This is a genomic window from Shewanella sp. 5S214 (assembly GCF_041439795.1).
Taxonomy (GTDB): Bacteria; Pseudomonadota; Gammaproteobacteria; order Enterobacterales; family Shewanellaceae; genus Shewanella; species Shewanella vesiculosa.
Genome location: NZ_JBGOOV010000002.1, coordinates 43,848 through 66,080, shown reverse-complemented (window position 1 = coordinate 66,080; position 22,233 = coordinate 43,848). Strand labels below are relative to the sequence as shown.

16 protein-coding genes are annotated in these 22,233 nt (G+C 41.6%); 15 read left to right on the top strand and 1 reads right to left on the bottom strand.

Annotated features, from left to right (window positions below; all coding sequences use genetic code 11):
- The first annotated feature begins 64 nt into the window (after positions 1–64).
- The 12 genes from relA (at position 65) to rpoS (ending at position 12,799) form a co-directional block, all read left to right on the top strand.
- On the top strand, positions 65–2,272 hold the full coding sequence (gene relA, locus ACED29_RS01620) for a GTP diphosphokinase (RefSeq protein WP_182697896.1): 2,208 nt from the start codon (positions 65–67) through the stop codon (positions 2,270–2,272).
- 107 nt (positions 2,273–2,379) lie between these two features.
- Positions 2,380–3,201 (top strand): nucleoside triphosphate pyrophosphohydrolase, encoded by an 822-nt coding sequence (mazG, locus tag ACED29_RS01615; RefSeq protein ID WP_273057998.1) that lies wholly within the window; start codon positions 2,380–2,382, stop codon positions 3,199–3,201.
- A gap of 114 nt (positions 3,202–3,315) precedes the next feature.
- Positions 3,316–4,953, top strand: coding sequence for a CTP synthase (locus tag ACED29_RS01610; RefSeq protein WP_124017584.1), 1,638 nt, complete (start codon positions 3,316–3,318; stop codon positions 4,951–4,953).
- A 266-nt stretch (positions 4,954–5,219) separates the two neighbouring features.
- Positions 5,220–6,521 carry a phosphopyruvate hydratase gene (eno, locus tag ACED29_RS01605; RefSeq protein WP_124017583.1) on the top strand — a complete coding sequence of 434 codons (1,302 nt, stop codon included), beginning with the start codon at positions 5,220–5,222 and terminating at the stop codon, positions 6,519–6,521.
- Between the two features lie 100 nt (positions 6,522–6,621).
- Positions 6,622–6,924 (top strand): cell division protein FtsB, encoded by a 303-nt coding sequence (gene ftsB, locus ACED29_RS01600; protein ID WP_124017582.1) that lies wholly within the window; start codon positions 6,622–6,624, stop codon positions 6,922–6,924.
- 62 nt (positions 6,925–6,986) lie between these two features.
- Positions 6,987–7,685 (top strand): 2-C-methyl-D-erythritol 4-phosphate cytidylyltransferase, encoded by a 699-nt coding sequence (gene ispD, locus ACED29_RS01595; protein ID WP_182697899.1) that lies wholly within the window; start codon positions 6,987–6,989, stop codon positions 7,683–7,685.
- A 63-nt stretch (positions 7,686–7,748) separates the two neighbouring features.
- The gene (gene ispF, locus ACED29_RS01590; protein WP_124017580.1) at positions 7,749–8,228 is read left to right on the top strand and encodes a 2-C-methyl-D-erythritol 2,4-cyclodiphosphate synthase; all 480 of its coding nucleotides are present in this window, start codon (positions 7,749–7,751) and stop codon (positions 8,226–8,228) included.
- Between the two features lie 28 nt (positions 8,229–8,256).
- Entirely contained in the window at positions 8,257–9,330 is a 1,074-nt protein-coding gene (gene truD / locus ACED29_RS01585; RefSeq protein WP_124017579.1) for a tRNA pseudouridine(13) synthase TruD, read from the top strand.
- Between the two features lie 3 nt (positions 9,331–9,333).
- Positions 9,334–10,083 carry a 5'/3'-nucleotidase SurE gene (gene surE, locus ACED29_RS01580; protein WP_124017578.1) on the top strand — a complete coding sequence of 250 codons (750 nt, stop codon included), beginning with the start codon at positions 9,334–9,336 and terminating at the stop codon, positions 10,081–10,083.
- Positions 10,080–10,715 carry a protein-L-isoaspartate(D-aspartate) O-methyltransferase gene (locus ACED29_RS01575; RefSeq protein WP_124017670.1) on the top strand — a complete coding sequence of 212 codons (636 nt, stop codon included), beginning with the start codon at positions 10,080–10,082 and terminating at the stop codon, positions 10,713–10,715. The genes surE and ACED29_RS01575 overlap by 4 nt, the downstream gene beginning before the upstream one ends.
- Before the next feature lie 101 nt (positions 10,716–10,816).
- Entirely contained in the window at positions 10,817–11,749 is a 933-nt protein-coding gene (locus ACED29_RS01570; RefSeq protein ID WP_371696823.1) for a peptidoglycan DD-metalloendopeptidase family protein, read from the top strand.
- A gap of 78 nt (positions 11,750–11,827) precedes the next feature.
- Complete coding sequence (gene rpoS, locus ACED29_RS01565) at positions 11,828–12,799, top strand: RNA polymerase sigma factor RpoS (RefSeq protein WP_124017576.1); 972 nt, start codon at positions 11,828–11,830, stop codon at positions 12,797–12,799.
- 448 nt (positions 12,800–13,247) lie between these two features.
- On the opposite strand, the gene mutS is transcribed toward rpoS, so the two are convergent.
- Positions 13,248–15,830: a DNA mismatch repair protein MutS gene (gene mutS / locus ACED29_RS01560; RefSeq protein WP_371696821.1), complete on the bottom strand. Its 2,583-nt coding sequence runs from the start codon at positions 15,828–15,830 to the stop codon at positions 13,248–13,250.
- A 285-nt stretch (positions 15,831–16,115) separates the two neighbouring features.
- On the opposite strand from mutS, the gene recA reads away from it, so the two are divergent.
- From recA to csrA, 3 genes are all read left to right on the top strand, one after another.
- On the top strand, positions 16,116–17,180 hold the full coding sequence (gene recA, locus ACED29_RS01555; protein WP_182697904.1) for a recombinase RecA: 1,065 nt from the start codon (positions 16,116–16,118) through the stop codon (positions 17,178–17,180).
- Between the two features lie 782 nt (positions 17,181–17,962).
- The gene (gene alaS, locus ACED29_RS01550) at positions 17,963–20,587 is read left to right on the top strand and encodes an alanine--tRNA ligase (protein ID WP_371696820.1); all 2,625 of its coding nucleotides are present in this window, start codon (positions 17,963–17,965) and stop codon (positions 20,585–20,587) included.
- A 456-nt stretch (positions 20,588–21,043) separates the two neighbouring features.
- Positions 21,044–21,241, top strand: a complete 198-nt coding sequence (gene csrA / locus ACED29_RS01545) for a carbon storage regulator CsrA (protein ID WP_011636538.1) — start codon at positions 21,044–21,046, stop codon at positions 21,239–21,241.
- The last annotated feature ends 992 nt before the right edge of the window (positions 21,242–22,233 follow it).

The window sequence follows — 22,233 nt, the reverse complement described above, 5'->3', positions numbered from 1 at the left end:
CAGTTTTACATGTGGCAATATGGTTGAATGTCTGTCAGTCGGTCATGCGGCTAAGGAAGGGTTCATGGTATCTGTTCGCGAAGCACATTTTAACACGCAAGCATTCCAATTAGATGAGTGGGTCGCTCGATATCTCGACGACAAAGATGATGCTCAGAAATTATTATTATTGATCCAGCAAGTTGAGGCCTTACCGGTTAAAAACAAGCTGGCTCATACAGAGTTGCTTGCGCGCGCTCGCGAAATGATTGAGATTTTAGCGCCGCTGAATATGGACATCGAAACCCTCCAAGCTGCGGTGTTATTTCTGCTACTCGATGCAGGTGTGCTCAATGAAGAGCAAATTGTAGAGCAATACGGTGAAAATCTTGCAAAACTTGTTGCCAGTGTTGTCACCATGAATGCTATCGGCGCGTTAAAAGTCAGTCAAAACTCCCGTGATGCAGAACCGCAAATCGATAACATCCGCAAAATGCTATTGGCTATGGTTGAAGACGTGCGCGCTGTGGTCATCAAATTGGCTGAGCGTGTATGTTTGCTTCGTGCGGTTAAAAACGCCGATGAAGAAACTCGAGTATTGTTAGCCCGCGAAATTGCCGATATTTATGCACCATTAGCTAATCGTTTAGGTATTGGTCAGCTCAAGTGGGAGCTGGAAGATATATCTTTTCGCTATTTGCATCCAACGGTTTACAAAGACATTGCCAAACAATTAGATGGTAAACGCCTTGATCGTGAAGTGTTTATCGACAAATTTGTGACTCAATTACAACAACGCTTAGACAGTGATGATATTCGCGCCAAAGTGTACGGTCGTCCTAAGCATATCTACAGTATTTGGCGCAAAATGAAGGGCAAAGATCTCAAGTTTGATGAGCTTTTTGACGTTCGTGCCGTACGTATCGTCACTGAAAGATTACAAGATTGCTATGGCGCATTAGGGGTTGTGCATGATCTTTGGCACCATATTCCTCGTGAGTTTGATGATTATGTCGCCAATCCAAAACCGAATGGATATCAATCGATTCATACTGTAGTTGTAGGCCCAGAAGGCAAAACAGTAGAAATTCAAATTCGTACCGAAGCAATGCATCAAGATTCCGAGCTTGGGGTCGCTGCGCATTGGAAATACAAAGAAGGTGCGAGTAACAGTAAGCAAACGGGTTACGAAGAAAAAATTAACTGGTTGCGTAAAATTCTGCAGTGGCAAGAAGATGTCGCCGAAAGCGGTAATTTAGTTGATGAAGTCCGCAGCCAAGTATTTGAAGATCGAGTTTATGTATTTACCCCAAGTGGTGAAGTAGTTGACTTACCTTTAGGTTCAACCGTGCTCGATTTTGCTTACTATATTCACTCGCAGGTGGGGCATAAATGTATCGGCGCTAAGGTTGATGGCCGCATAGTTCCCTTCACTTACCAAGTGGAAACGGGCGAGCGGATTGAGATTATCACTTCAAAAACGCCTAACCCCAAACGTGATTGGCTCAATCTTAATTTAGGCTATATCAAGTCGTCACGTTCACGCTCAAAAATTCAACACTGGTTTAAGCAACAAGATCGCGACAAAAATATTGCTGCGGGTAAGGAGATGCTTGAATCTGAATTGGCCCGCGTTGGCTTAAAAATCAAAGACGCCGCGGTGGCGGTAGAACGTTTTAATTTAAATTCAATGGATGACATGTTGGCAGCCATCGGTGGCGGCGATTTGCGCTTAAACCAAGTGGTTAATTTCACTGACACCAAAATTCGTAAGGTCGCTGACACAGACGAAAATTTACTTGAAGACATCATCAAGAAAGCGTCACATAAACCTAAAAAATCGAGCAAAGGCCAAGTTGAAGTTAATGGTGTGGGTAATTTAATGAGTCATATCGCTCGTTGTTGCCAACCGGTACCTGGTGATGAGATTTTTGGATACATCACTATGGGGCGGGGAATTTCAGTGCACCGCAGCGATTGCGAGCAAGTCAAAGAGTTAATGCGTGCTCATCCTGAACGTAGCGTCGATGTGATTTGGGGCGAGAATTACTCTGGTGGTTATCGAATCCGCGTTAGGGTGCTATCACATGACCGTAGTGGTTTGTTACGTGACTTAACCACAGTGCTGGCTGCTGAAAAGTCTAACGTGATGGCCATGAGTTCATCATCAGACGTGAAAACTCAAACCGCAACGGTAGAAGTTGAACTTGAGTTGTACAACTTAGACGGTTTATCACGGATCCTCGCCAAGTTATCCCAAGTTGATGGCGTGATTGAGTCGCGCAGACTTTAGTTAACAGACGTTAATTCGCAGATAATCAAGACACAGATAATCACATTATCGCGATCAAGGCACCTCTAACGAAGGTGCCTTTTTACTTATTCAAAGAGGACACTATCGTGGCAGATATTCAATCGTTATTGACCATTATGCAGCAATTGCGCGACCCTAAATCAGGATGTCCGTGGGATCTTGCCCAAGACTTTACAACTATAGTGCCTTTTACTTTAGAAGAAGCTTATGAAGTAGTGGATACTATTGAGCGCAAAGCATGGCAGGAATTACCTGATGAACTGGGTGATTTATTATTTCAGGTGGTGTTTTATTGCCAATTAGGCCAAGAGCAAGGCATGTTTAACTTTGCCACAGTGATTGAGCGTATTAGTGATAAGTTGGTTCGTCGTCATCCCCATGTGTTTGCCCAACCAGAAACCCAAGCACCTGCGGCAATCACCAATACCGATGATTTAAGCCAAGCCTGGGATAAATTAAAAGCCTCAGAACGTCAGCAAAAGCAACTGCATTCCGCTTTAGATGATATTCCTCACGCATTACCGGCACTCAGTCGAGCACGAAAAATACAACATCGAGTGGCAAAAGTGGGGTTCGATTGGGCCGAGCTTGAGCCTGTGGTGGCTAAAATACATGAAGAAATCGATGAAGTACTGGTTGAAGTTAATCAACGACATCAAGATCCTGATTTTTATCAACCGAGAATTGTCGATGAAATGGGCGATTTATTGTTTGCAGTGGTCAATCTTGCGCGCCACTTAAAGGTTGATCCCGAGCAAGCATTGCGTCAAGCCAATCATAAATTTGAACGGCGATTCAGAGGGGTTGAACAATGTGTTGCCCTAAGTGGAAAACCAATAGAGCAACACAGCTTAGAGCAATTAGACCACTACTGGAATCGTGTAAAACAACACGAAAACATAAATTAAGCTAAAATTAGCGCGTTTAAGTTTGTCGAAACGAGGTGGCTTTGCTATAATATCGCCCCGTCCTAGTGCTTTCTTACAAGCACGTTTATTCCAACACAATTTCTCAGGTTCAGCATGACTACAAGGTATATCTTCGTTACTGGTGGCGTTGTTTCATCACTAGGTAAAGGCATTGCAGCGGCTTCGCTCGCAGCAATTTTAGAGGCGCGTGGCCTCAATGTAACCATTATGAAACTTGACCCCTATATTAACGTCGATCCGGGTACCATGAGCCCGACTCAGCACGGTGAAGTATTCGTGACTGAAGATGGCGCTGAAACCGATCTTGACTTAGGTCATTACGAGCGTTTTATTCGCACTAAAATGAATCGTCGTAATAACTTTACCACTGGGCGTATTTACGAAGAAGTGATTAGTAAAGAACGCCGTGGTGATTATTTAGGCGCAACCATTCAGGTTATTCCTCACATTACTAACGCGATTAAAGAAAAAGTGTTAGCCGGTGGAGAAGGCCATGATGTGGCGATTGTGGAAATCGGTGGCACGGTAGGTGATATCGAATCATTACCTTTCCTTGAGTCTATTCGTCAATTAGGTGCAGAGCTAGGACGTGAACGCACTCTATTTATGCATTTAACCTTAGTGCCATTCTTAGGCGCTGCGGGTGAAATTAAAACTAAGCCTACGCAACACTCTGTTAAAGAGTTACGTTCTATTGGTATTGCTCCAGATGTGTTGGTTTGCCGTGGCGACCGTGCTATTCCTGCGAATGAAAAAGCAAAAATTTCGTTATTCTGTAACGTTGAAGAACGTGCAGTTATTTCGTTAAAAGACGTTGATAGCATCTATAAAATCCCAGCGCTATTGCGTTCACAAGGATTAGATGACTTGGTCATCAAACGTTTTAATTTAGAATGTAACGAAGCTGATTTGTCTGAGTGGGAAAATGTTATTTATCAAGAAGCCAATCCAAATGGTGAAGTGACTATTGGTATGGTTGGTAAATATATTGAATTACCTGACGCTTACAAGTCGGTTAACGAAGCCTTAAAACATGCAGGCTTGAAAAAACGCGTGACAGTGAACATTAAGTACATTGATTCACAAACCGTTGAAGCTAAAGGCGAAGAAGTATTACAAGGACTGGACGGTATTTTAGTCCCAGGCGGCTTTGGTGAACGGGGTGTTGAAGGTAAGATTTTTGCTGCCAAATTTGCCCGTGAAAACAACCTACCTTATTTTGGTATTTGTTTAGGTATGCAAGTGGCATTAATTGAATTTGCTCGTCATGTGGCAGGTTTAGAAGGTGCACATTCAACTGAATTTAACTCGCAAACACCTCATCCAGTAGTGGGATTAATTACCGAGTGGATTAACGAAGAAGGTGATGTTGAAACGCGCCATGAGTCTTCTGATTTAGGTGGCACTATGCGTTTAGGCGCTCAGTTATGTCATTTGAAACAAGGAACTAAAGCCGCTGAAGCCTACAAGGCTACAACTTGCGTTGAGCGTCATCGTCACCGTTACGAAGTCAACAACAACTATATTGAGCGTCTTGAAAAGGCCGGTTTAGTGTTTAGTGGTTTATCATCTGATCGTAAATTGATTGAGATGATCGAGCTACCAAATCATCCATGGTTTGTGGCAAGTCAATTCCATCCGGAATTCACTTCAACCCCACGCGACGGTCATGCATTATTTGAAGGGTTTATTGCCGCTTCTTATGCGTATCAAAAACGCGATATCGCTTAATGAACTAGCCGCTAATGCATGCATTAGCGGCTTTTTTATGCACGATACTTGCGTTAGATCAAATAATAGCCTCAATCTTGTATCACAGTAGTCAAAACTAAGTTGATGCAAAGTCTAATTCGATTTATCCTAAGTGATATTCGAATTTAAATTACAAAACTGAAAGTTATATACCAATAAGTCTGCTGTTTTTAGTGTCGTATGTATTTTTATTGGTATTAACTTTTTATTTCTTTTAATTTACTTACACAAAGTACGAGGGAATTATGGCTAACATTATTAAAGTGATTGGTCGCGAGATTATGGATTCTCGTGGTAACCCAACGGTTGAAGCAGAAGTGCATTTAGAAGGCGGTTTTATCGGTATGGCTGCAGCGCCATCTGGCGCATCGACCGGTAGTCGCGAAGCTTTAGAACTTCGTGACGGCGACAAAGCGCGTTACCTAGGTAAAGGTGTTCTTAAGGCTGTTGCCGCTGTTAATGGCCCAATCGCAGAAGCGTTAAAAGGCAAAGATGCATTGGCTCAAGCTGAACTTGACCAAATCATGATTGACTTGGATGGAACAGAGAACAAAGCAAAATTTGGCGCGAACGCGATTTTAGCAGTGTCTCTTGCTGTTGCTAAAGCGGCTGCTGCGGCTAAACACGTACCTTTATATGCTCACATTGCTGACTTAAACGGTACTCCAGGTGTTTACTCTATGCCTCTTCCAATGATGAACATCATCAATGGTGGCGAGCATGCTGATAACAGCGTTGATATCCAAGAGTTTATGATCCAGCCTGTTGGCGCTAAGACGTTCCGTGAAGGCTTACGTATGGGCGCAGAAGTATTCCACAGCCTAGCTAAAGTATTAAAAGCTGACGGTCACTCAACGGCTGTTGGTGATGAAGGTGGGTTTGCGCCTAACCTAGCCTCTAACGAAGCGGCTCTAGCGGCAATTAAAGTTGCTGTTGCCAACGCCGGATATGAGTTAGGTAAAGACATTACGTTAGCGATGGATTGTGCTGCATCTGAGTTTTACGACAAAGAAGCAAACATCTACGATCTTAAAGGTGAAGGTAAGAAATTTACTTCTGAAGAATTTAACTTCTTCTTACAAGGTTTGACGCAACGTTACCCAATCGTTTCTATCGAAGACGGTCTTGATGAGTCTGACTGGGATGGTTTTGCTCACCAAACTAAACTAATGGGTGATAAAATCCAATTAGTCGGTGATGATCTATTCGTAACCAATACCAAAATTCTTAAGCGTGGTATCGATAATGGTATTGCTAACTCTATCCTGATTAAATTCAACCAAATCGGTACATTAACTGAAACTTTGGCTGCAATTAAAATGGCTAAAGATGCAGGCTTTACGGTTGTTATCTCTCACCGTAGCGGCGAGACAGAAGATTCAACGATTGCTGATTTAGCTGTTGGTACCGCGGCAGGTCAAATCAAAACCGGTTCACTAAGCCGTAGTGACCGTGTTGCTAAATACAACCAATTGCTGCGTATTGAAGAAGCTTTAGGTTCAAAAGCACCGTATAACGGTCTTAAAGAAGTCAAAGGCCAAGCATAATATTTTTGCTTTAGCTTAAAAAGGCCACCACTTGGTGGCCTTTTTTGTTGTACTATAACAGTCATATTTTCTAGGGGTTACTTCGACATAACTTAATATTATGAAACAACTAATATTTTTATTGATTTGTTTATTATCACTTTTACAGTACCGGCTTTGGCAGGGCGATAACAACTTTTCAGAATATGTCGTCTTGCAAACGCAAATCGCGGCGCAAGAACAAAGTAATGACAAGCTTGTTGCTCGAAATCAAATCCTTAAAGAAGAAATTATTGATTTAAAAAGTGGCACAGAAGCCATTGAAGAACGTGCCCGTAACGAGTTAGGTATGGTTAAAGAAGGCGAGACGTTTTATCGAGTTGTAGGCAGTGAGCTGCGTGAACGCAACCAATTTAATCGTTAACCTTATGTGGTACTGCAGGTATAACCCTCAATCATATTACTTTCAATCTTGGTACTGCTAATATGCGCAACAATCCTCGTTCTATTATTGCTATTGTGCCTGCTGCAGGTATTGGTAGCCGCATGGGTGCTGACAAACCTAAGCAATATTTAATGCTTGGTCAACAAAGTATTCTCGCTCACACATTAGATACATTATTCGCTCACCCTGAAATAGAACAAGTCATTGTTGCATTGCATCCACAAGATCATTATTTCAGCCAATTACCGCAATCTCAGCATCCTAAGTTAATCCAAGTTGTGGGTGGTGGAGAGCGTGCCGACTCAGTTTTAGCCGCATTAGACTATGTTTATAGTCATCATCCAGACGCGTGGGCGCTAGTCCATGATGCCGCCAGGCCTTGTGTTACCCTAACCGATATCAGTCGATTAATTGAGTCTGTAGACATTTATCCTCAAGGCGCTATTTTGGCGGCACCGGTTCGCGACACGATGAAGCGCAGTGATGCCAGTGGTCATATTGTTAATACTGTCGATCGCACCTTGTTATGGCATGCGCTCACCCCACAATTTTTCCCAGCATCAATTTTACGCCGCCATTTATCAGCAGCATTAGCGGCGCAGGCCCCTATTACAGATGAAGCCAGTGCTATGGAATGGGCTGGTGTTATGCCGGGGTTGGTCAGTGGTCGGGTGGATAATATTAAAGTGACTCATCCAGATGATTTACAATTGGCAGTTTTGTTTATGTCACAACAATAAATTTAACAGATTTAGCTCGAGTCGTTAATATCACCTGATAGTCAGTTAACGTAAGGTTTTGAAATGAATATTCGTATCGGTCATGGTTTTGATGTACACAAATTTGGCGGTGACAGCCCGCTTATTTTAGGCGGGGTGACGGTGCCTTATGAAAGTGGGCTGATAGCTCATTCTGATGGTGATGTCGTTCTGCATGCTATTAGCGATGCCATATTAGGTGCGATGGCATTAGGCGACATAGGTAAACATTTTCCTGATACCGATGCTAATTTTGCTGGTGCAGATAGCCGAGAGTTATTGAAACATTGCTATCAACTTGCACTGCAAAAGCAGTTTGTTTTAGGTAACCTCGATGTGACTATTATTGCGCAAGCACCTAAAATGGCGCCTCATATTGAAGCGATACGTCAGTGTTTAAGTGTCGATTTACAAACCGATATCGATAATATTAATGTAAAAGCGACGACCACCGAAAAACTTGGTTTTACTGGGCGTAAAGAAGGCATTGCCGTTGAAGCTGTTGTGTTGATGAAGAGCCAATAACCTAAAAATATATAGAGAGTTCTGTCACATGAAAGAATTACATTACCTATTTGGTAAACCAATAAGCCAAGCTGATTTACGTACCCATAACAGTGATTTTATTGTCCAAGAAATTTTGCCTTTTACGCCAACTGGCGAAGGTGAACATCATATGCTCCACGTGCGCAAAAATGGCATGAATACGGTTTATGTTGCTGAGATATTAGCTAAATTTGCTAAGGTTCATCCAAAAGAAGTGACTTATGCTGGCCAAAAAGACAAAAATGCCATTACTGAACAATGGTTCGGGATCCGCATTCCTGGTAAAGAAACACCAGAGTGGGCTCAGCTAAATGATGAAAAGCTAACGATTTTATCGAGTAGCCGTCATAGCAAAAAACTGCGTATAGGCGCATTACTTGGCAACCGGTTTGTGCTGACCTTACGAAATATTACTGATGCTACCGATGTTGACATGCGTTTACAGCAGATTGCTAAACTGGGTGTGCCTAATTATTTTGGTGAACAACGTTTTGGCCATGATGGTAAAAACCTTATCTTAGGCCGACAAATGCTCAGTGGTGGTCGAAATATAAAAGATCGTCACAAACGCAGCATGTATTTATCGGCTGTGCGTTCCAATATATTTAACCAAGTGGTGTCATTTCGCCTCGCCAATCATCATATCGAGACATTAACAGGCGATTGTGTGATGTTAGCCGGCAGTAAAAGCTATTTTACTGTGGAAGCTTGGGATGACGTTCTGACAACTCGTTTAGCAGAAAAAGATATTCAACTTGCAGCACCATTGTGGGGCAGGGGAACACCATTAGCACAAGGTGATGCATTAGCAGTAGAAATGATGCCGTTAGCCGAATTTTCAGCTGATCTTCAGGGCCTCGAAGAAGCGGGTTTGTCACAAGAAAGACGGCCTTTATTGCTTGAACCTCAAGGAATGAAATGGCAATTTGACGCCGATACGCTAACACTTGAATTTATATTACCAGCAGGGAGTTATGCTACATCAGTGCTTCGTGAACTGGTTGATTATCAAGATGTCCAAGAGTCACAGCGAAAAGTGATGGTTGCAGATCAACAAGCTAAAACAAATGAAGAGTGTTAATGAATGATTAATATTTTAGTCAGTAATGATGATGGTGTTAATGCACCCGGTATTATTGCGTTAAGCCAGGCACTGAGTGAGTTTGCGCAAGTATTAACGGTTGCACCTGATCGTAATTGCTCGGGAGCAAGTAACTCATTAACCTTGACTAATCCATTAAGAATTAATAACTTAGATAACGGCTGTATTTCTGTTAACGGCACACCCACAGACTGTGTCCATCTTGCGATTAGACAGCTTTGTGATGTCGAGCCCGATATTGTGGTTTCTGGTATTAATGCCGGAGCGAATATGGGCGATGATACCTTATATTCTGGTACTGTTGCAGCAGCCATGGAAGGGCGTTTTTTAGGTTTACCCGCTATTGCTATATCACTGGCGGGTAAATCACTCGTTCACTATGATACCGCTGCAATTTATGCCGTGAAAATCGTAAAAGGTTTACTGTCTCACCCAATTAGCCGCGATCAAATTTTAAATGTTAATGTTCCTGATTTGCCTTTAACACAAATTAAAGGGATTAAAGTCACCCGTTTGGGGGCCAGGCATAAAGCTGAAGGTATGATAAAAACCCAAGATCCAGCGGGTAAAGATATATACTGGCTCGGGCCAGTTGGCAGTGAACAAGATGCGGGTGATGGAACTGATTTTGGTGCAGTCGCAGCAGGTTATGTTTCGATAACTCCGCTAACCGTTGACTTAACAGCATACAATCAACTTGATGGATTAGCCGATTGGATAATAAAAATATGACCCGGGTAGCGTCAACATCAGCACTTAATTTGGCCAAAAAGTTGGCGGAGGCAGGGATTAAAGATCCTGCAGTATTGCATGCTGTCGCGACTACACCACGAGAGATGTTTCTTGATGGTGCGCTAGCTCATAAAGCCTATGAAAATACCGCGTTACCTATAGGGCAGGGACAAACTATTTCACAGCCTTATATCGTTGCTCGAATGACAGAGCTGTTAATGCAGCACCAACCTCAAAAAGTGCTCGAAGTTGGTACAGGATCAGGATATCAAGCTGCCGTTTTAGCGTCATTAATTCCTGAGCTCTGTACTATTGAGCGAATAAAGGCATTGCAAATACAAGCTCGGCAACGTTTAAAGCGTCTCGATTTACATAATGTGTCATTTAAATACGGTGACGGTTGGCAAGGTTGGCCAAATCGCGGTCCATTTGATGGCATTATGGTGACTGCTGCTGCGGCAACAGTGCCTCAAGCCTTGCTTGAACAATTAGCTGAACATGGAGTTTTAATTATTCCTGTTGGAGAAGACATCCAACAATTACTCAAAATTACCCGTATTGGACAGTCATTCCAATCTGAGATTATCGAGGCGGTTAAATTTGTGCCGCTTATTAACGGAGATTTGGCGTAGTCAATTCGACACAGTTGAGTTTTGGTTAGTGAACAAATGTTCGTTTGGAATAAGCTTGTTTTAGCTTAACAATCATGTATTTTTCTCTGTAAGGATTTTGTTTGATGAATACCGGTTGGCCAAACTTTATGGTCTTAGCAATTATGCTCACAGGATGCAGCTTTCAAGCAGATCGTCCTGCGCCGGTTGACAGTTTATCATCAAAAAATCATGGACCTCGTTACCACAAAGGGTCATTAAAAACCGATAAATATAAAGTACAGCAAGGCGACACCCTTTATTCAATCGCTTGGGGAGCTGGACGCCATTTTGCCGAAGTTGCTCGCTTGAACCATTTATCGGCTCCTTATACTATATATCCTGGCCAAATACTTCATTTAGCGGCCAAAAGTCATCGTCCAACGCCAACTGTTCGTACCCCTCAAACTCAGGTTGCTTCTGTTCAAACTCAAGCCATTAATAAGCCATATATTGCCAGTTCAATTGGTTCAAAATCAGAAACAATAAAGTCAGTAGTCACTTCAAAGCCAGGCACAGCAGCTGTTTCAAGCAGAACGAAAAAAGAGCTTGATCACAAAGTCAAGCCTGCGTATTCTGTAACAACTACCCAACAAACAATTAACCAAAATACAAGTGGTTCTGTCGCAAATTTACCACAACAAGTTCAATTATGGCATTGGCCAGTTAGAGGTCGGATAATCGGGTATTTTTCGGCTTCAGAACAAGGCAATCAAGGTATTAAGATTGCAGGTAATCGCGGTGATATTATTAAAGCCGCTGCAGATGGGAAAGTCGTGTATGCAGGTAATGCACTGCGCGGATATGGCAATTTAGTGATTATCAAACACAATGATGATTTTTTAAGTGCTTATGCGCATGCTGACACGATAGTGGTTAAGGAAAGGCAATATGTGACGGCAGGTCAAACAGTTGCAAAAATGGGCAGTACTGGGACTAATCAAGTTATGCTTCACTTTGAAGTGCGCTTTCATGGTAAGTCTGTCAACCCATTACGATATCTACCTAAACAGTAATTGTTTAGCAACATAAATAACGGAGGATAAGCGAGTGCAGTAGATTAAATAACATAAATTAGGTTTGGGAGAGCAATTATGAGCCGCAAAAATAATACTGCTTCAGCAGAATGTCTTGTCGATCTAGCTAAACAACCACCAGAAGTTGCAACCGATGATGCTAATTTGGTGCAACAACTCGATATTGAAGAAAAAGTCCAAGATGACTTACAGAAAAATTTAGACGCCACTCAATTATATTTAGGTGAAATAGGTTTTTCCCCGCTACTAACAGCAGAGGAAGAAGTATTTTTTTCACGTAAAGCCCTCAAAGGCTGCGAAAAATCTCGCAACCGCATGATAGAAAGTAATCTTCGTCTTGTCGTTAAAATTTCCAGAAGATATAACAACCGCGGATTAGCGTTGCTCGATCTTATTGAAGAAGGCAATTTAGGTTTAATTAGAGCGGTGGAAAAGTTCGACCCAGAGCGTGGTTTCCGTTTTTCTACTTACGCGACCTGGTGGATCAGACAAACAATTGAACGGGCAATTATGAATCAAACCCGCACCATTCGCCTGCCTATCCATATAGTTAAAGAATTAAATGTTTACTTACGCACCGCAAGACAGCTGGCGCAAAAACTTGACCACGAACCGACTGCAGAAGAAATTGCAGAAAAGTTAGATGTGTCGACGGGTGATGTCAGTCGCATGTTGAAACTAAATGAACGAATTACTTCTGTCGACACACCACTGAGCGGCGATAATGAGAAGGCTTTATTAGATGTTATTGCTGATGACGATTCAGTAGGCCCGGATTATCGGGTGCAAAATGAAGACTTATCGAATTCGATAGTTGGATGGTTAAATGAGCTTAATACTAAACAACGTGAAGTACTGGCGAGACGCTTTGGTTTGCTTGGATATGAACCTTCAACGTTAGAGAATGTTGGTGCTGAAATTGGTTTAACACGTGAACGTGTGCGTCAAATTCAAGTGGAAGCGCTTAAACGTTTAAAAGATTTATTGGGCGCTCAAGGGCTTTCTGTTGAAGCATTATTCAGAGACTAATGGACAGTGAACGTTTACTGTCATAATTAAGTTACTGGTGATTAATTAATTTAACTTGAATCATTTGTGATAGCTAAATTTTGGATAACGTTAACTTAAGCTATTGTTGATATGCGGGTAAAGCCTATATGAGAGATTACTTTTTGCTCATGTGTTTAGGTTTATCCCGACAATCAATACCCACATCATTGATGTGATTGTGATCGATTGATCACTATTCGATATGACAATTTAAGCTCAGTTCAGCAACTTGTTAGAAAGACAATCCTATTGTCTATAGCCTATTTTATGCCTGTCTCACTCCTTCGGTACGTTTATCCTTTTGATGCAGTATATTGCTAAGAGCTAATTAATAGTGGGTTTGCGTCAGTTAATCGTAAATATCAAATGGAAGTCTTTGCAGACTTCCACCGTTGTTATCGTCGCGAATAATCACTAGCACTATTTGTTAGCTCACGTTGTTTAAGCGCTTCAATTCATATAAATAATCTAATGCCTGTTTAGGGGTTAAATCATCAGGGTTAATTAGTGCTAATTTTTCCAATACTGCTGATGGCTCTGGCACTGGCGGTAATAAATTCATACTCACTTGAGCCTGATTATGTTGTGGTGAACTCATATCCCTATTTTCAAGTTGATGTAGCTTTTGTTTTGCCGCCTTAATGACCGCTGCGGGAACCCCGGCTAGCGCCGCGACTTGTAAGCCATAACTTTTACTTGCCGCACCTTCTTGCACTGAATGCATAAAGGCAATGGTGTCGTCGTGTTCTATTGCATCTAGGTGCACATTCACTACTGATGGTAACAGCTCTGGCAGTTGGGTGAGTTCAAAATAATGAGTGGCAAATAATGTCAGTGCACTGACATTTTTCGCGAGATATTCTGCAGCAGACCATGCCAGCGATAAACCATCATAGGTTGAAGTACCGCGGCCTATCTCATCCATTAACACTAAACTGTTTGCGGTCGCATTATGCAAAATATTAGCCGTTTCGGTCATTTCAACCATAAAGGTGGAGCGACCAGATGCTAAATCGTCTGATGCGCCAATACGGGTGAATATCCGATCGATTTCACCAATTTGAGCTGAGTCAGCAGGAACAAAACAGCCTATGTGTGCCATTAATGTAATCAGTGCCACTTGACGCATATAGGTTGATTTACCGCCCATATTAGGGCCAGTTACAATGAGCATTTGCCGTTTAGGTGTTAATACCACAGGGTTAGCAATAAATGCCGCTTGACTGACGCGCTCTACCACAGGATGGCGTCCAGCATTGATATGAATACCAATATCCTGCGTCATTTGTGGACATTGATAATTAAGGGTTTCTGCACGCTCGGCAAAATTACTTAATATATCTAATTCGGCCGCGGCACTGGCAAACTGTTGTAACTCTTGTAATTTAGGTAGCAATAAGTCAAAAAGTTGTTCCCACAGTTGTTTTTCAAGTGCGAGCGCTTTGCCCTGGCTTGAGAGTACCTTTTCTTCGTATTCTTTTAATTCTGGAGTGATATAACGTTCGGTGCCTTTAAGGGTTTGGCGACGTTGATAACTCAGTGGGACTCTATCAGCTTGTAAACGGCTGACTTCAATGTAGTAACCATGGACGCGGTTATAACCTACTTTTAAAGTGTTAATGCCAGTTTGTTGTTTCTCGCGAGCTTCAAGTTCGACTAAATAATCACTTGCGCCTTCACTTAACTTACGCCATTCGTCTAATTCATTATTGTAGCCCGTTCGGATTACGCCACCGTCACGAATTAATACTGGCGGATTATCAACAATTGCGCGTGCTAATAAATCGTGTTGTTCTGGAAACTCACCCAATAATTGAATTAAAGCTGTCAATCTTGGTTGTTGGCATACGGCTAATGTTTGTTGAATTTCAGGTAGCAGTGCTAGCGCTTGCTTTAAACGTGAAAAATCACGAGGTCTGGCGCTACGCAGTGCCAAACGAGCCATAATACGTTCAATATCGCCTAAAACCTTCAGCTGCTCATGTAGGGGTTGATATATATCTTGCTCAATCAACTCGCTTACGGCGTTATGGCGATATTGAATCGTTTGTCTATTTCGAAGTGGCTCATGGATCCAGCGTTGTAACATGCGACTGCCCATAGGCGTGGCAGTATTATCGAGTACCCACGACAGGGTATTTTCACGCCCACCAGACAAGTTTTGCGTTAATTCTAAGTTACGTCGCGTCGCGGCATCTAAAATAATGGATTCAGATTGATTAAAACGCACAATCGAATTAATGTGTGGCAGTGCCATCTTTTGCGTATCTTTGACATACTGCATTAAACAACCAGCAGCTTGTAATGCTAAGCGTGCATCACTAATACCAAAGCCATGTAAATCTTTGGTACCAAATTGACCAAGCAGTAAATTTACGCAAGTATCATAATCAAATTCCCACTCTGGACGGCGACGAATACCTTTCATATTATTGATTAATAACATGTCAGTAAAATCTTCACTGTAGAGCAACTCGGCAGGATTAGTACGTTGTAATTCAGCTTCTAGGGCTTCACGAGTAGGTAATTCAGCAACCACAAAACGACCTGATGAAATATCTAAGGTAGCGTATCCAAAACCGTTTTTACCTTGATAAAGCGCCGCCAGTAAATTGTCGTGTTTTTCTTGAAGTAAAGCCTCGTCCGTTAAGGTACCAGGAGTCACAATGCGTACGACTTGACGCTCAACTGGGCCTTTTGATGTCGCAGGATCACCAATTTGCTCACAAATGGCTACAGACTGGCCGATATTGACTAGTTTAGCTAAATAGCCTTCTACAGCATGATAGGGGATTCCAGCCATTGGGATAGGATCGCCGCCGCTTTTTCCGCGAGCAGTAAGTGAAATCCCCAGCATTTCAGAAGCGCGCTTAGCATCATCGTAAAACAACTCATAAAAATCACCCATTCGGTAAAACAATAACATATCAGGATGGGCCGCTTTTAAGCCTAAATACTGACGCATCATCGGGGTGTGTTTTTCTAAATCGCTGGTATCAATCACTGTCATTATGAACACTTCACTATTAATCAATCTTAGGACGTAAATCTTATGAGGCTAATCTTAACAATATTTGCCCCTAGGGTATAAATAGATTCAAACAAAAAAGTATATGGAGATAAAATATTGATGTAAAAAGGCAATTCACTAAGGTTTAAAAAAAATTGCCCTCAGCACTTGATACTGTATGACTATACAGTATACTGATGAACATAATGAAATGGTTTACATCATTTCACCTAAGTCAAAATAGCATTTTACTAAACGTATTGAATGCCTTAAGAGGGTTTTATAATGAAGGTTGATCCAAACAAAGAGAAAGCGCTAGCCGCCGTATTAAGCCAAATTGAAAAGCAGTTTGGTAAAGGCTCAATTATGAAGTTGGGCGAAGATCGCACAATGGATGTTGAAACTATCTCTACCGGTTCGCTTTCATTGGACATCGCACTTGGTGCGGGTGGTTTACCAATGGGACGTATCGTTGAAATTTACGGCCCAGAGTCATCAGGTAAAACCACATTAACTCTTGAAGTGATTGCCGCAGCGCAACGCGAAGGCAAAACCTGTGCGTTTATTGATGCTGAACATGCTCTTGACCCAATTTATGCCAAAAAGTTAGGCGTAGATATTGATAACTTACTTTGCTCACAGCCAGATACAGGCGAACAAGCACTAGAAATTTGTGATGCGTTAACGCGTTCAGGTGCGGTAGACGTAATCGTTGTCGATTCTGTTGCAGCATTAACACCAAAAGCAGAAATTGAAGGTGAAATTGGTGATTCGCATATGGGCCTTGCTGCTCGTATGATGAGCCAAGCGATGCGCAAACTTGCGGGTAACCTTAAGCAATCAAACACACTGCTTATTTTTATTAACCAAATTCGTATGAAAATTGGTGTAATGTTTGGTAGCCCAGAAACGACTACAGGTGGTAATGCACTTAAATTCTACGCATCTGTTCGTTTAGATATTCGTCGTACCGGTGCGATTAAAGATGGCGATGAAGTCATCGGTAATGAAACTCGCGTTAAAGTGGTTAAAAATAAGATTGCAGCTCCATTTAAGCAAGCTGAATTCCAGATCCTTTATGGACAAGGTATTAACCGTACCGGCGAACTAGTTGACTTAGGTGTTGCACACAAGCTGGTTGATAAAGCCGGTGCTTGGTACAGCTACAAAGGCGAAAAAATTGGTCAAGGCCGTGCCAATGCTGGTAAATTTTTGACTGAAAATCCAGCTATTGCTGATGAAATTAATACCACTCTTCGTGGCATGTTATTGAATGGTGGGGCTAACTCATCAGACTCAACCACTGAAAGTGATGAGAATATTGACCTTGAAACAGGTGAAGTATTCTAAATTAGCCAGTCATATTTATCGCGGTAGCGCTTCTGCGCGCCGCGAAAATTCCCGCCATAAAGTCGCCTCATTACAAGCACTCACCATCTTTTACACTCACCATATTTTAAACGTCATCCAGTCTAAATGTTGCAAATAATGGCAAACTCAGAGACTTTTAAGTGACACTTGTCATGCACAATGGCTAATCTTGCCAGCTATAGTCAACACCGCTTTAAGCAAAAAAATATCTAAAGCCTTTAACACCCTTGGTATGCATTTATTTGTGTTTGCTAATGTTAAGGTGATTGCATCATTTTTAAGTAAAGTTGGGTACATTGAGAAATGTACGGCGACAAGTTGCTCTATCAAATGTCGGTTAGGCTAAATAACATCCTTTTTAATAACATCCTTTTTAATAACATCCTTTTTAATCACATTATTTCTTATCACATCACGATTGTGCTGATTACCAGACTCGCCAGAATGTGAACTATCTTGGTTTCTTATGCGTTTGATTTGGTTGCTTATCAGATTGATTAGTCAAATTATGTCCTAGTCATGATCAACGAGCTTATTTATAGACAAGATAGAAATGCATATTCCGTTTAAATAATCAGTGGATTGAGTTCGCTATCTCCGTCGTTATCGAGCCAGTAGATCGTTATTCTATCGATTTTGTCGAGATTATAATCAACTGACTCAACTCGCTTCTTTCGACAAATTCAGTATATAATGCCTACATTTACTAGCTTGCATATCAAGCTCGTTACTTTTGTATTTTCTCTATTCAGGGCCATTTCATGTTTCAGACTACAGCAGAGTTAAGAAGTGCATTTTTAAAGTACTTTGAAGATAACGGACATCAGGTTGTTGATAGCAGCTCGCTCGTTCCCACTAACGACCCAACACTGTTATTTACCAATGCGGGTATGAATCAGTTTAAAGATGTGTTCCTCGGTATGGATAAGCGTAACTATAGCCGAGCAACAACATCACAACGTTGCGTTCGTGCTGGTGGTAAACATAACGATTTAGACAATGTGGGTTATACCGCTCGTCACCACACTTTTTTTGAAATGTTGGGTAATTTCAGTTTTGGCGATTATTTTAAAGAAGATGCGATTCGTTTTGCGTGGACCTTTTTAACTGAAACCCTCAAGCTGCCAAAAGATCGCTTATGTGTCACCATTTATGAAACAGATGACGAAGCCTATGAGCTTTGGACGCAAAAAATTGGTGTTGCACCTGAAAATATGATCCGTATTGGTGATAATAAAGGTGGCGCGTTTGCGTCTGATAACTTCTGGCAGATGGGTGATACCGGACCTTGTGGCCCATGTAGCGAAATTTTCTATGATCATGGCGATCATATCTGGGGTGGTCGTCCTGGTACGCCTGAAGAAGACGGCGATCGCTTTATTGAAATCTGGAATATTGTATTTATGCAATATAACCGTCAAGCCGACGGTGAAATGTTGCCATTACCTAAACCTTCGGTTGATACAGGTATGGGCATTGAGCGTATTGCAGCAATTATGCAAGGTGTGCATTCAAACTACGAAATCGATATCTTTAAACAACTCATCGCAAAAACGGCTGAAATTATTGGTGTATCTGATTTAGAAAATAAATCATTACGGGTTATTGCTGATCATATACGTTCTTGTGCATTTTTAATTGCCGATGGTGTTATGCCATCAAACGAAGGCCGTGGTTATGTATTGCGTCGTATTATTCGTCGCGCAGTTCGTCACGGTAATAAGCTTGGTGCTACCGATGCATTTTTCTATAAGTTAGTCCCAACACTCATTAGCGTTATGGGTGATGCAGCTAATGGTTTAAAACAAACACAAGCCATTGTTGAAAAAGCCTTAAAAGCAGAAGAAGAGCAGTTTGCTCGTACACTTGAGCGTGGCTTAGTGATTTTGGATGGTGCGCTAAATACGCTACAAGGTAATACTTTAGATGGTGAAACGGTATTTAAACTGTATGACACTTATGGTTTTCCAGTTGATTTAACCGCTGATGTTTGTCGTGAACGTGATATTAATGTTGATGAAGCAGGCTTTGAAGTCGCAATGGCGGAGCAAAGAAGTCGCGCACAAGCCGCAGGTAACTTTGGCGCAGATTATAATAGCCAATTAATTATCGACGCAGAAACCGCATTCAGTGGTTATACCGAGTTAACTGGTCAGCCTAATGTGATTGGTTTATATGTTGACGGTAAAGCGGTTGATACTGTGGTTGCCGGTCAAGATGCCGTTGTTGTGCTAGATAATACGCCATTCTATGCAGAGTCAGGTGGACAGGTGGGCGATAAAGGTCAACTGACAGCTGAAGGTTTACTGTTTATTGTTAACGACACGCAAAAGTTTGGCCCTGCTATTGGTCATGAAGGTCAATTAAGCCAAGGCAAATTAGTTATTGGTCAGCAGTTAATTGCGCAAGTGGATAAAAATTTACGTCATCGTACTCAGTTAAATCATTCCGTCACTCACTTACTGCATGCTGCATTACGTCAAGTGTTAGGCTCGCATGTGTCTCAGAAGGGCTCATTAGTTAACCCTGAGCGCTTACGTTTTGACTTTGCTCATTTTGAAGCGGTTAAAGCTTCAGAGTTAAAAGCGGTTGAAGATCTAGTCAATGCTCAAATTCGCCGTAACCATGAACTTTGCACCACAGAAATGGCCATTGACGAAGCCAAAGAAAAAGGCGCCATGGCATTATTTGGTGAGAAATACGATGACCAAGTCCGCGTGGTGACTATGGGGGATTTCTCTATCGAGCTATGTGGTGGTACTCATGTTGGCCGTACTGGTGATATTGGGTTATTTAAAATCACTTCTGAGGGTGGTATTGCTGCCGGTGTGCGTCGTATTGAGGCTGTCACAGGTATCGCAGCAATGGCTTATATTGCCGATCAACAAGCAGTATTAGATGAAGCCGCGCAATTACTTAAATCAGACAGTGCTTCAGTTGTGGCTAAGTTAAAAGCCCAGTTAGATAAAGTGAAGCAATTAGAAAAAGATTTGTCGCAGTTAAAAGATAAGTTAGCTGCAGCAGCCAGTGCCGATATGGCGGGTGATGCAGTCGACATCAATGGGGTTAAGTTGTTAGTTAAGCAGCTTGATGGCATTGATCCTGGTTCACTTCGTGGTTTACAAGATGAGCTGAAACAAAAGCTTAAATCTGCGATTATTGTCTTAGGTACGTCTAAAGACGGTAAAGTTAACTTAATTGCTGGTGTCAGCAATGATTTAACTAAAAAAGTTAAAGCGGGTGAGTTAGTGGCAATGGTCGCACAGCAGGTTGGCGGTAAGGGCGGCGGACGCCCAGATATGGCTCAAGCGGGTGGTACTCAGCCTGAGAATTTAGCCGCTGCATTAGCCTTGGTTGCACCTTGGGTAAACGAACGTTTAAGCTAATTAAATCTGTAAATTAACGATTTATCGGCAATTGAGTCATAAAGTCTACTATATGCAGCTTTATGACTTGAGTGCTATCAGTAGATTTGGCATAGTGAACTAACTTGCTAACAGTAAAAGCGTTTAAAAGGATTACCAGTGTCAGACAATGCTTTTTTTTGTGCTCAAGTGTAGTACTCTGATTTGGTATTTGTTTTCCATTGCTAGCGTTTTTGTTATTGGTTTGCCGTATTGGATTGTTTAACCAGCGAGTCGTATCGTGAATGTGATTAATTGACGGTTAACCTCGTTTCAAAAGATGAAAATCATCAAGTTTTATGATTTCTTAAGAGAATATGCTTTATAAACCGACGTATTCAGAAATTGATACTATGATTTTATGTAAAGCAGACCTTATAATGAGCGCATATTACGGATAAAGCGTGTTATGCAGATTGAACTTAAAGGAGCAGTCGAATGCTAATTTTGACTCGTCGTGTAGGCGAAACATTAATGATCGGTGACGAAGTCACAGTTACTGTGTTAGGTGTTAAAGGTAACCAGGTACGTATCGGTGTCAATGCACCTAAAGAAGTCTCTGTTCATCGTGAAGAGATCTATCAACGTATTCAGTCTGAGAAGTCAGGTACCCCTTCTGAAGGTGGTAATTACTAAGTTCGAGCATATTTGATCGATATCAAAAAAGTCAGCATTTGCTGACTTTTTTGTTTTCTGCATGTGAGATATTTCTGGCGGTTAAACAGGGCGGTTAAACAGGGCGGTTAAGTTTATATCCAGTATGGTTAGTCAAAGCGCTGCATATTATTTAAGTTAAGGCTTACTCGCATCTGTGTACCACAGCAGAGTGATTATATTTATAATAGATAGCACATTCATCGATACACGGGCGAAGACTAAATACAGGAGCGCTCAGGCGTGTTAGTTGCCCTTTCTTCAACGACGAGCCCAATCCGTTATCGTAGTGATCCAATAGCAGGATGCCTATTCTATGTTGCAAAGCAAAATGCTTTGTCTCTTGGCTTACCCTCCAGACGAGGTTGGAGTATTCGCTCTACGCGAGTGATATTAAAAACAGCCACCATGGCTTTGATTAAGACCTTGTTAAAGTATCTTACTGACACTCTAATATGAGCATTAGAAATCGCTTGGTTTTATTGTGTTGAGTCAGCATTAATCTATCTCAAAGGTTTTACCCTCGTTGAGCTGGCATTAAGTGGTCAATTATCGTTCAGATTATCAACTACATAAAAAACACTTAAACCGTTCATGTTAATCATTATGGTCACATTAATTATGACAAATGGCCTGGCGAAATTTTAATCTTCAAAACCTCATCTAAGTTAGTTAATTGATATGCTGATAATGTCGTTTGTAAAAAAAGTTTTTTATCGCTAAATTTCTAACAGACTTAACAGCGAGATAATGAGATTAAGGAAGATTATTTAAATCAATTTTCACTGAAAAGAACACTGTTTTTGTGACTATTTGAGTCTATTATCCCCAATGTGCTTAAAAACACTCCAAATGAAGTTAGGTTTCCTAAAAAGGGTTTGACTTATTTTCATCAAACAGTAATATGTGCGCCAAGAAACGGAGAGGTGGCCGAGTGGCCGAAGGCGCTCCCCTGCTAAGGGAGTATGGGCTTT

What these genes read in the sequence shown, in the direction of transcription:
- recA (WP_182697904.1), top strand. Translation starts at nt 16,116, where the DNA reads ATGAAGGTTGATCCAAACAAAGAGAAAGCGCTAGCCGCCGTATTAAGC.
- mutS (WP_371696821.1), bottom strand. Translation starts at nt 15,830, where the DNA reads ATGACAGTGATTGATACCAGCGATTTAGAAAAACACACCCCGATGATG.
- ftsB (WP_124017582.1), top strand. Translation starts at nt 6,622, where the DNA reads ATGAAACAACTAATATTTTTATTGATTTGTTTATTATCACTTTTACAG.
- ACED29_RS01575 (WP_124017670.1), top strand. Translation starts at nt 10,080, where the DNA reads ATGACCCGGGTAGCGTCAACATCAGCACTTAATTTGGCCAAAAAGTTG.
- rpoS (WP_124017576.1), top strand. Translation starts at nt 11,828, where the DNA reads ATGAGCCGCAAAAATAATACTGCTTCAGCAGAATGTCTTGTCGATCTA.
- surE (WP_124017578.1), top strand. Translation starts at nt 9,334, where the DNA reads ATGATTAATATTTTAGTCAGTAATGATGATGGTGTTAATGCACCCGGT.
- eno (WP_124017583.1), top strand. Translation starts at nt 5,220, where the DNA reads ATGGCTAACATTATTAAAGTGATTGGTCGCGAGATTATGGATTCTCGT.
- ispF (WP_124017580.1), top strand. Translation starts at nt 7,749, where the DNA reads ATGAATATTCGTATCGGTCATGGTTTTGATGTACACAAATTTGGCGGT.
- alaS (WP_371696820.1), top strand. Translation starts at nt 17,963, where the DNA reads ATGTTTCAGACTACAGCAGAGTTAAGAAGTGCATTTTTAAAGTACTTT.
- truD (WP_124017579.1), top strand. Translation starts at nt 8,257, where the DNA reads ATGAAAGAATTACATTACCTATTTGGTAAACCAATAAGCCAAGCTGAT.
- csrA (WP_011636538.1), top strand. Translation starts at nt 21,044, where the DNA reads ATGCTAATTTTGACTCGTCGTGTAGGCGAAACATTAATGATCGGTGAC.
- relA (WP_182697896.1), top strand. Translation starts at nt 65, where the DNA reads ATGGTATCTGTTCGCGAAGCACATTTTAACACGCAAGCATTCCAATTA.
- ispD (WP_182697899.1), top strand. Translation starts at nt 6,987, where the DNA reads ATGCGCAACAATCCTCGTTCTATTATTGCTATTGTGCCTGCTGCAGGT.
- ACED29_RS01610 (WP_124017584.1), top strand. Translation starts at nt 3,316, where the DNA reads ATGACTACAAGGTATATCTTCGTTACTGGTGGCGTTGTTTCATCACTA.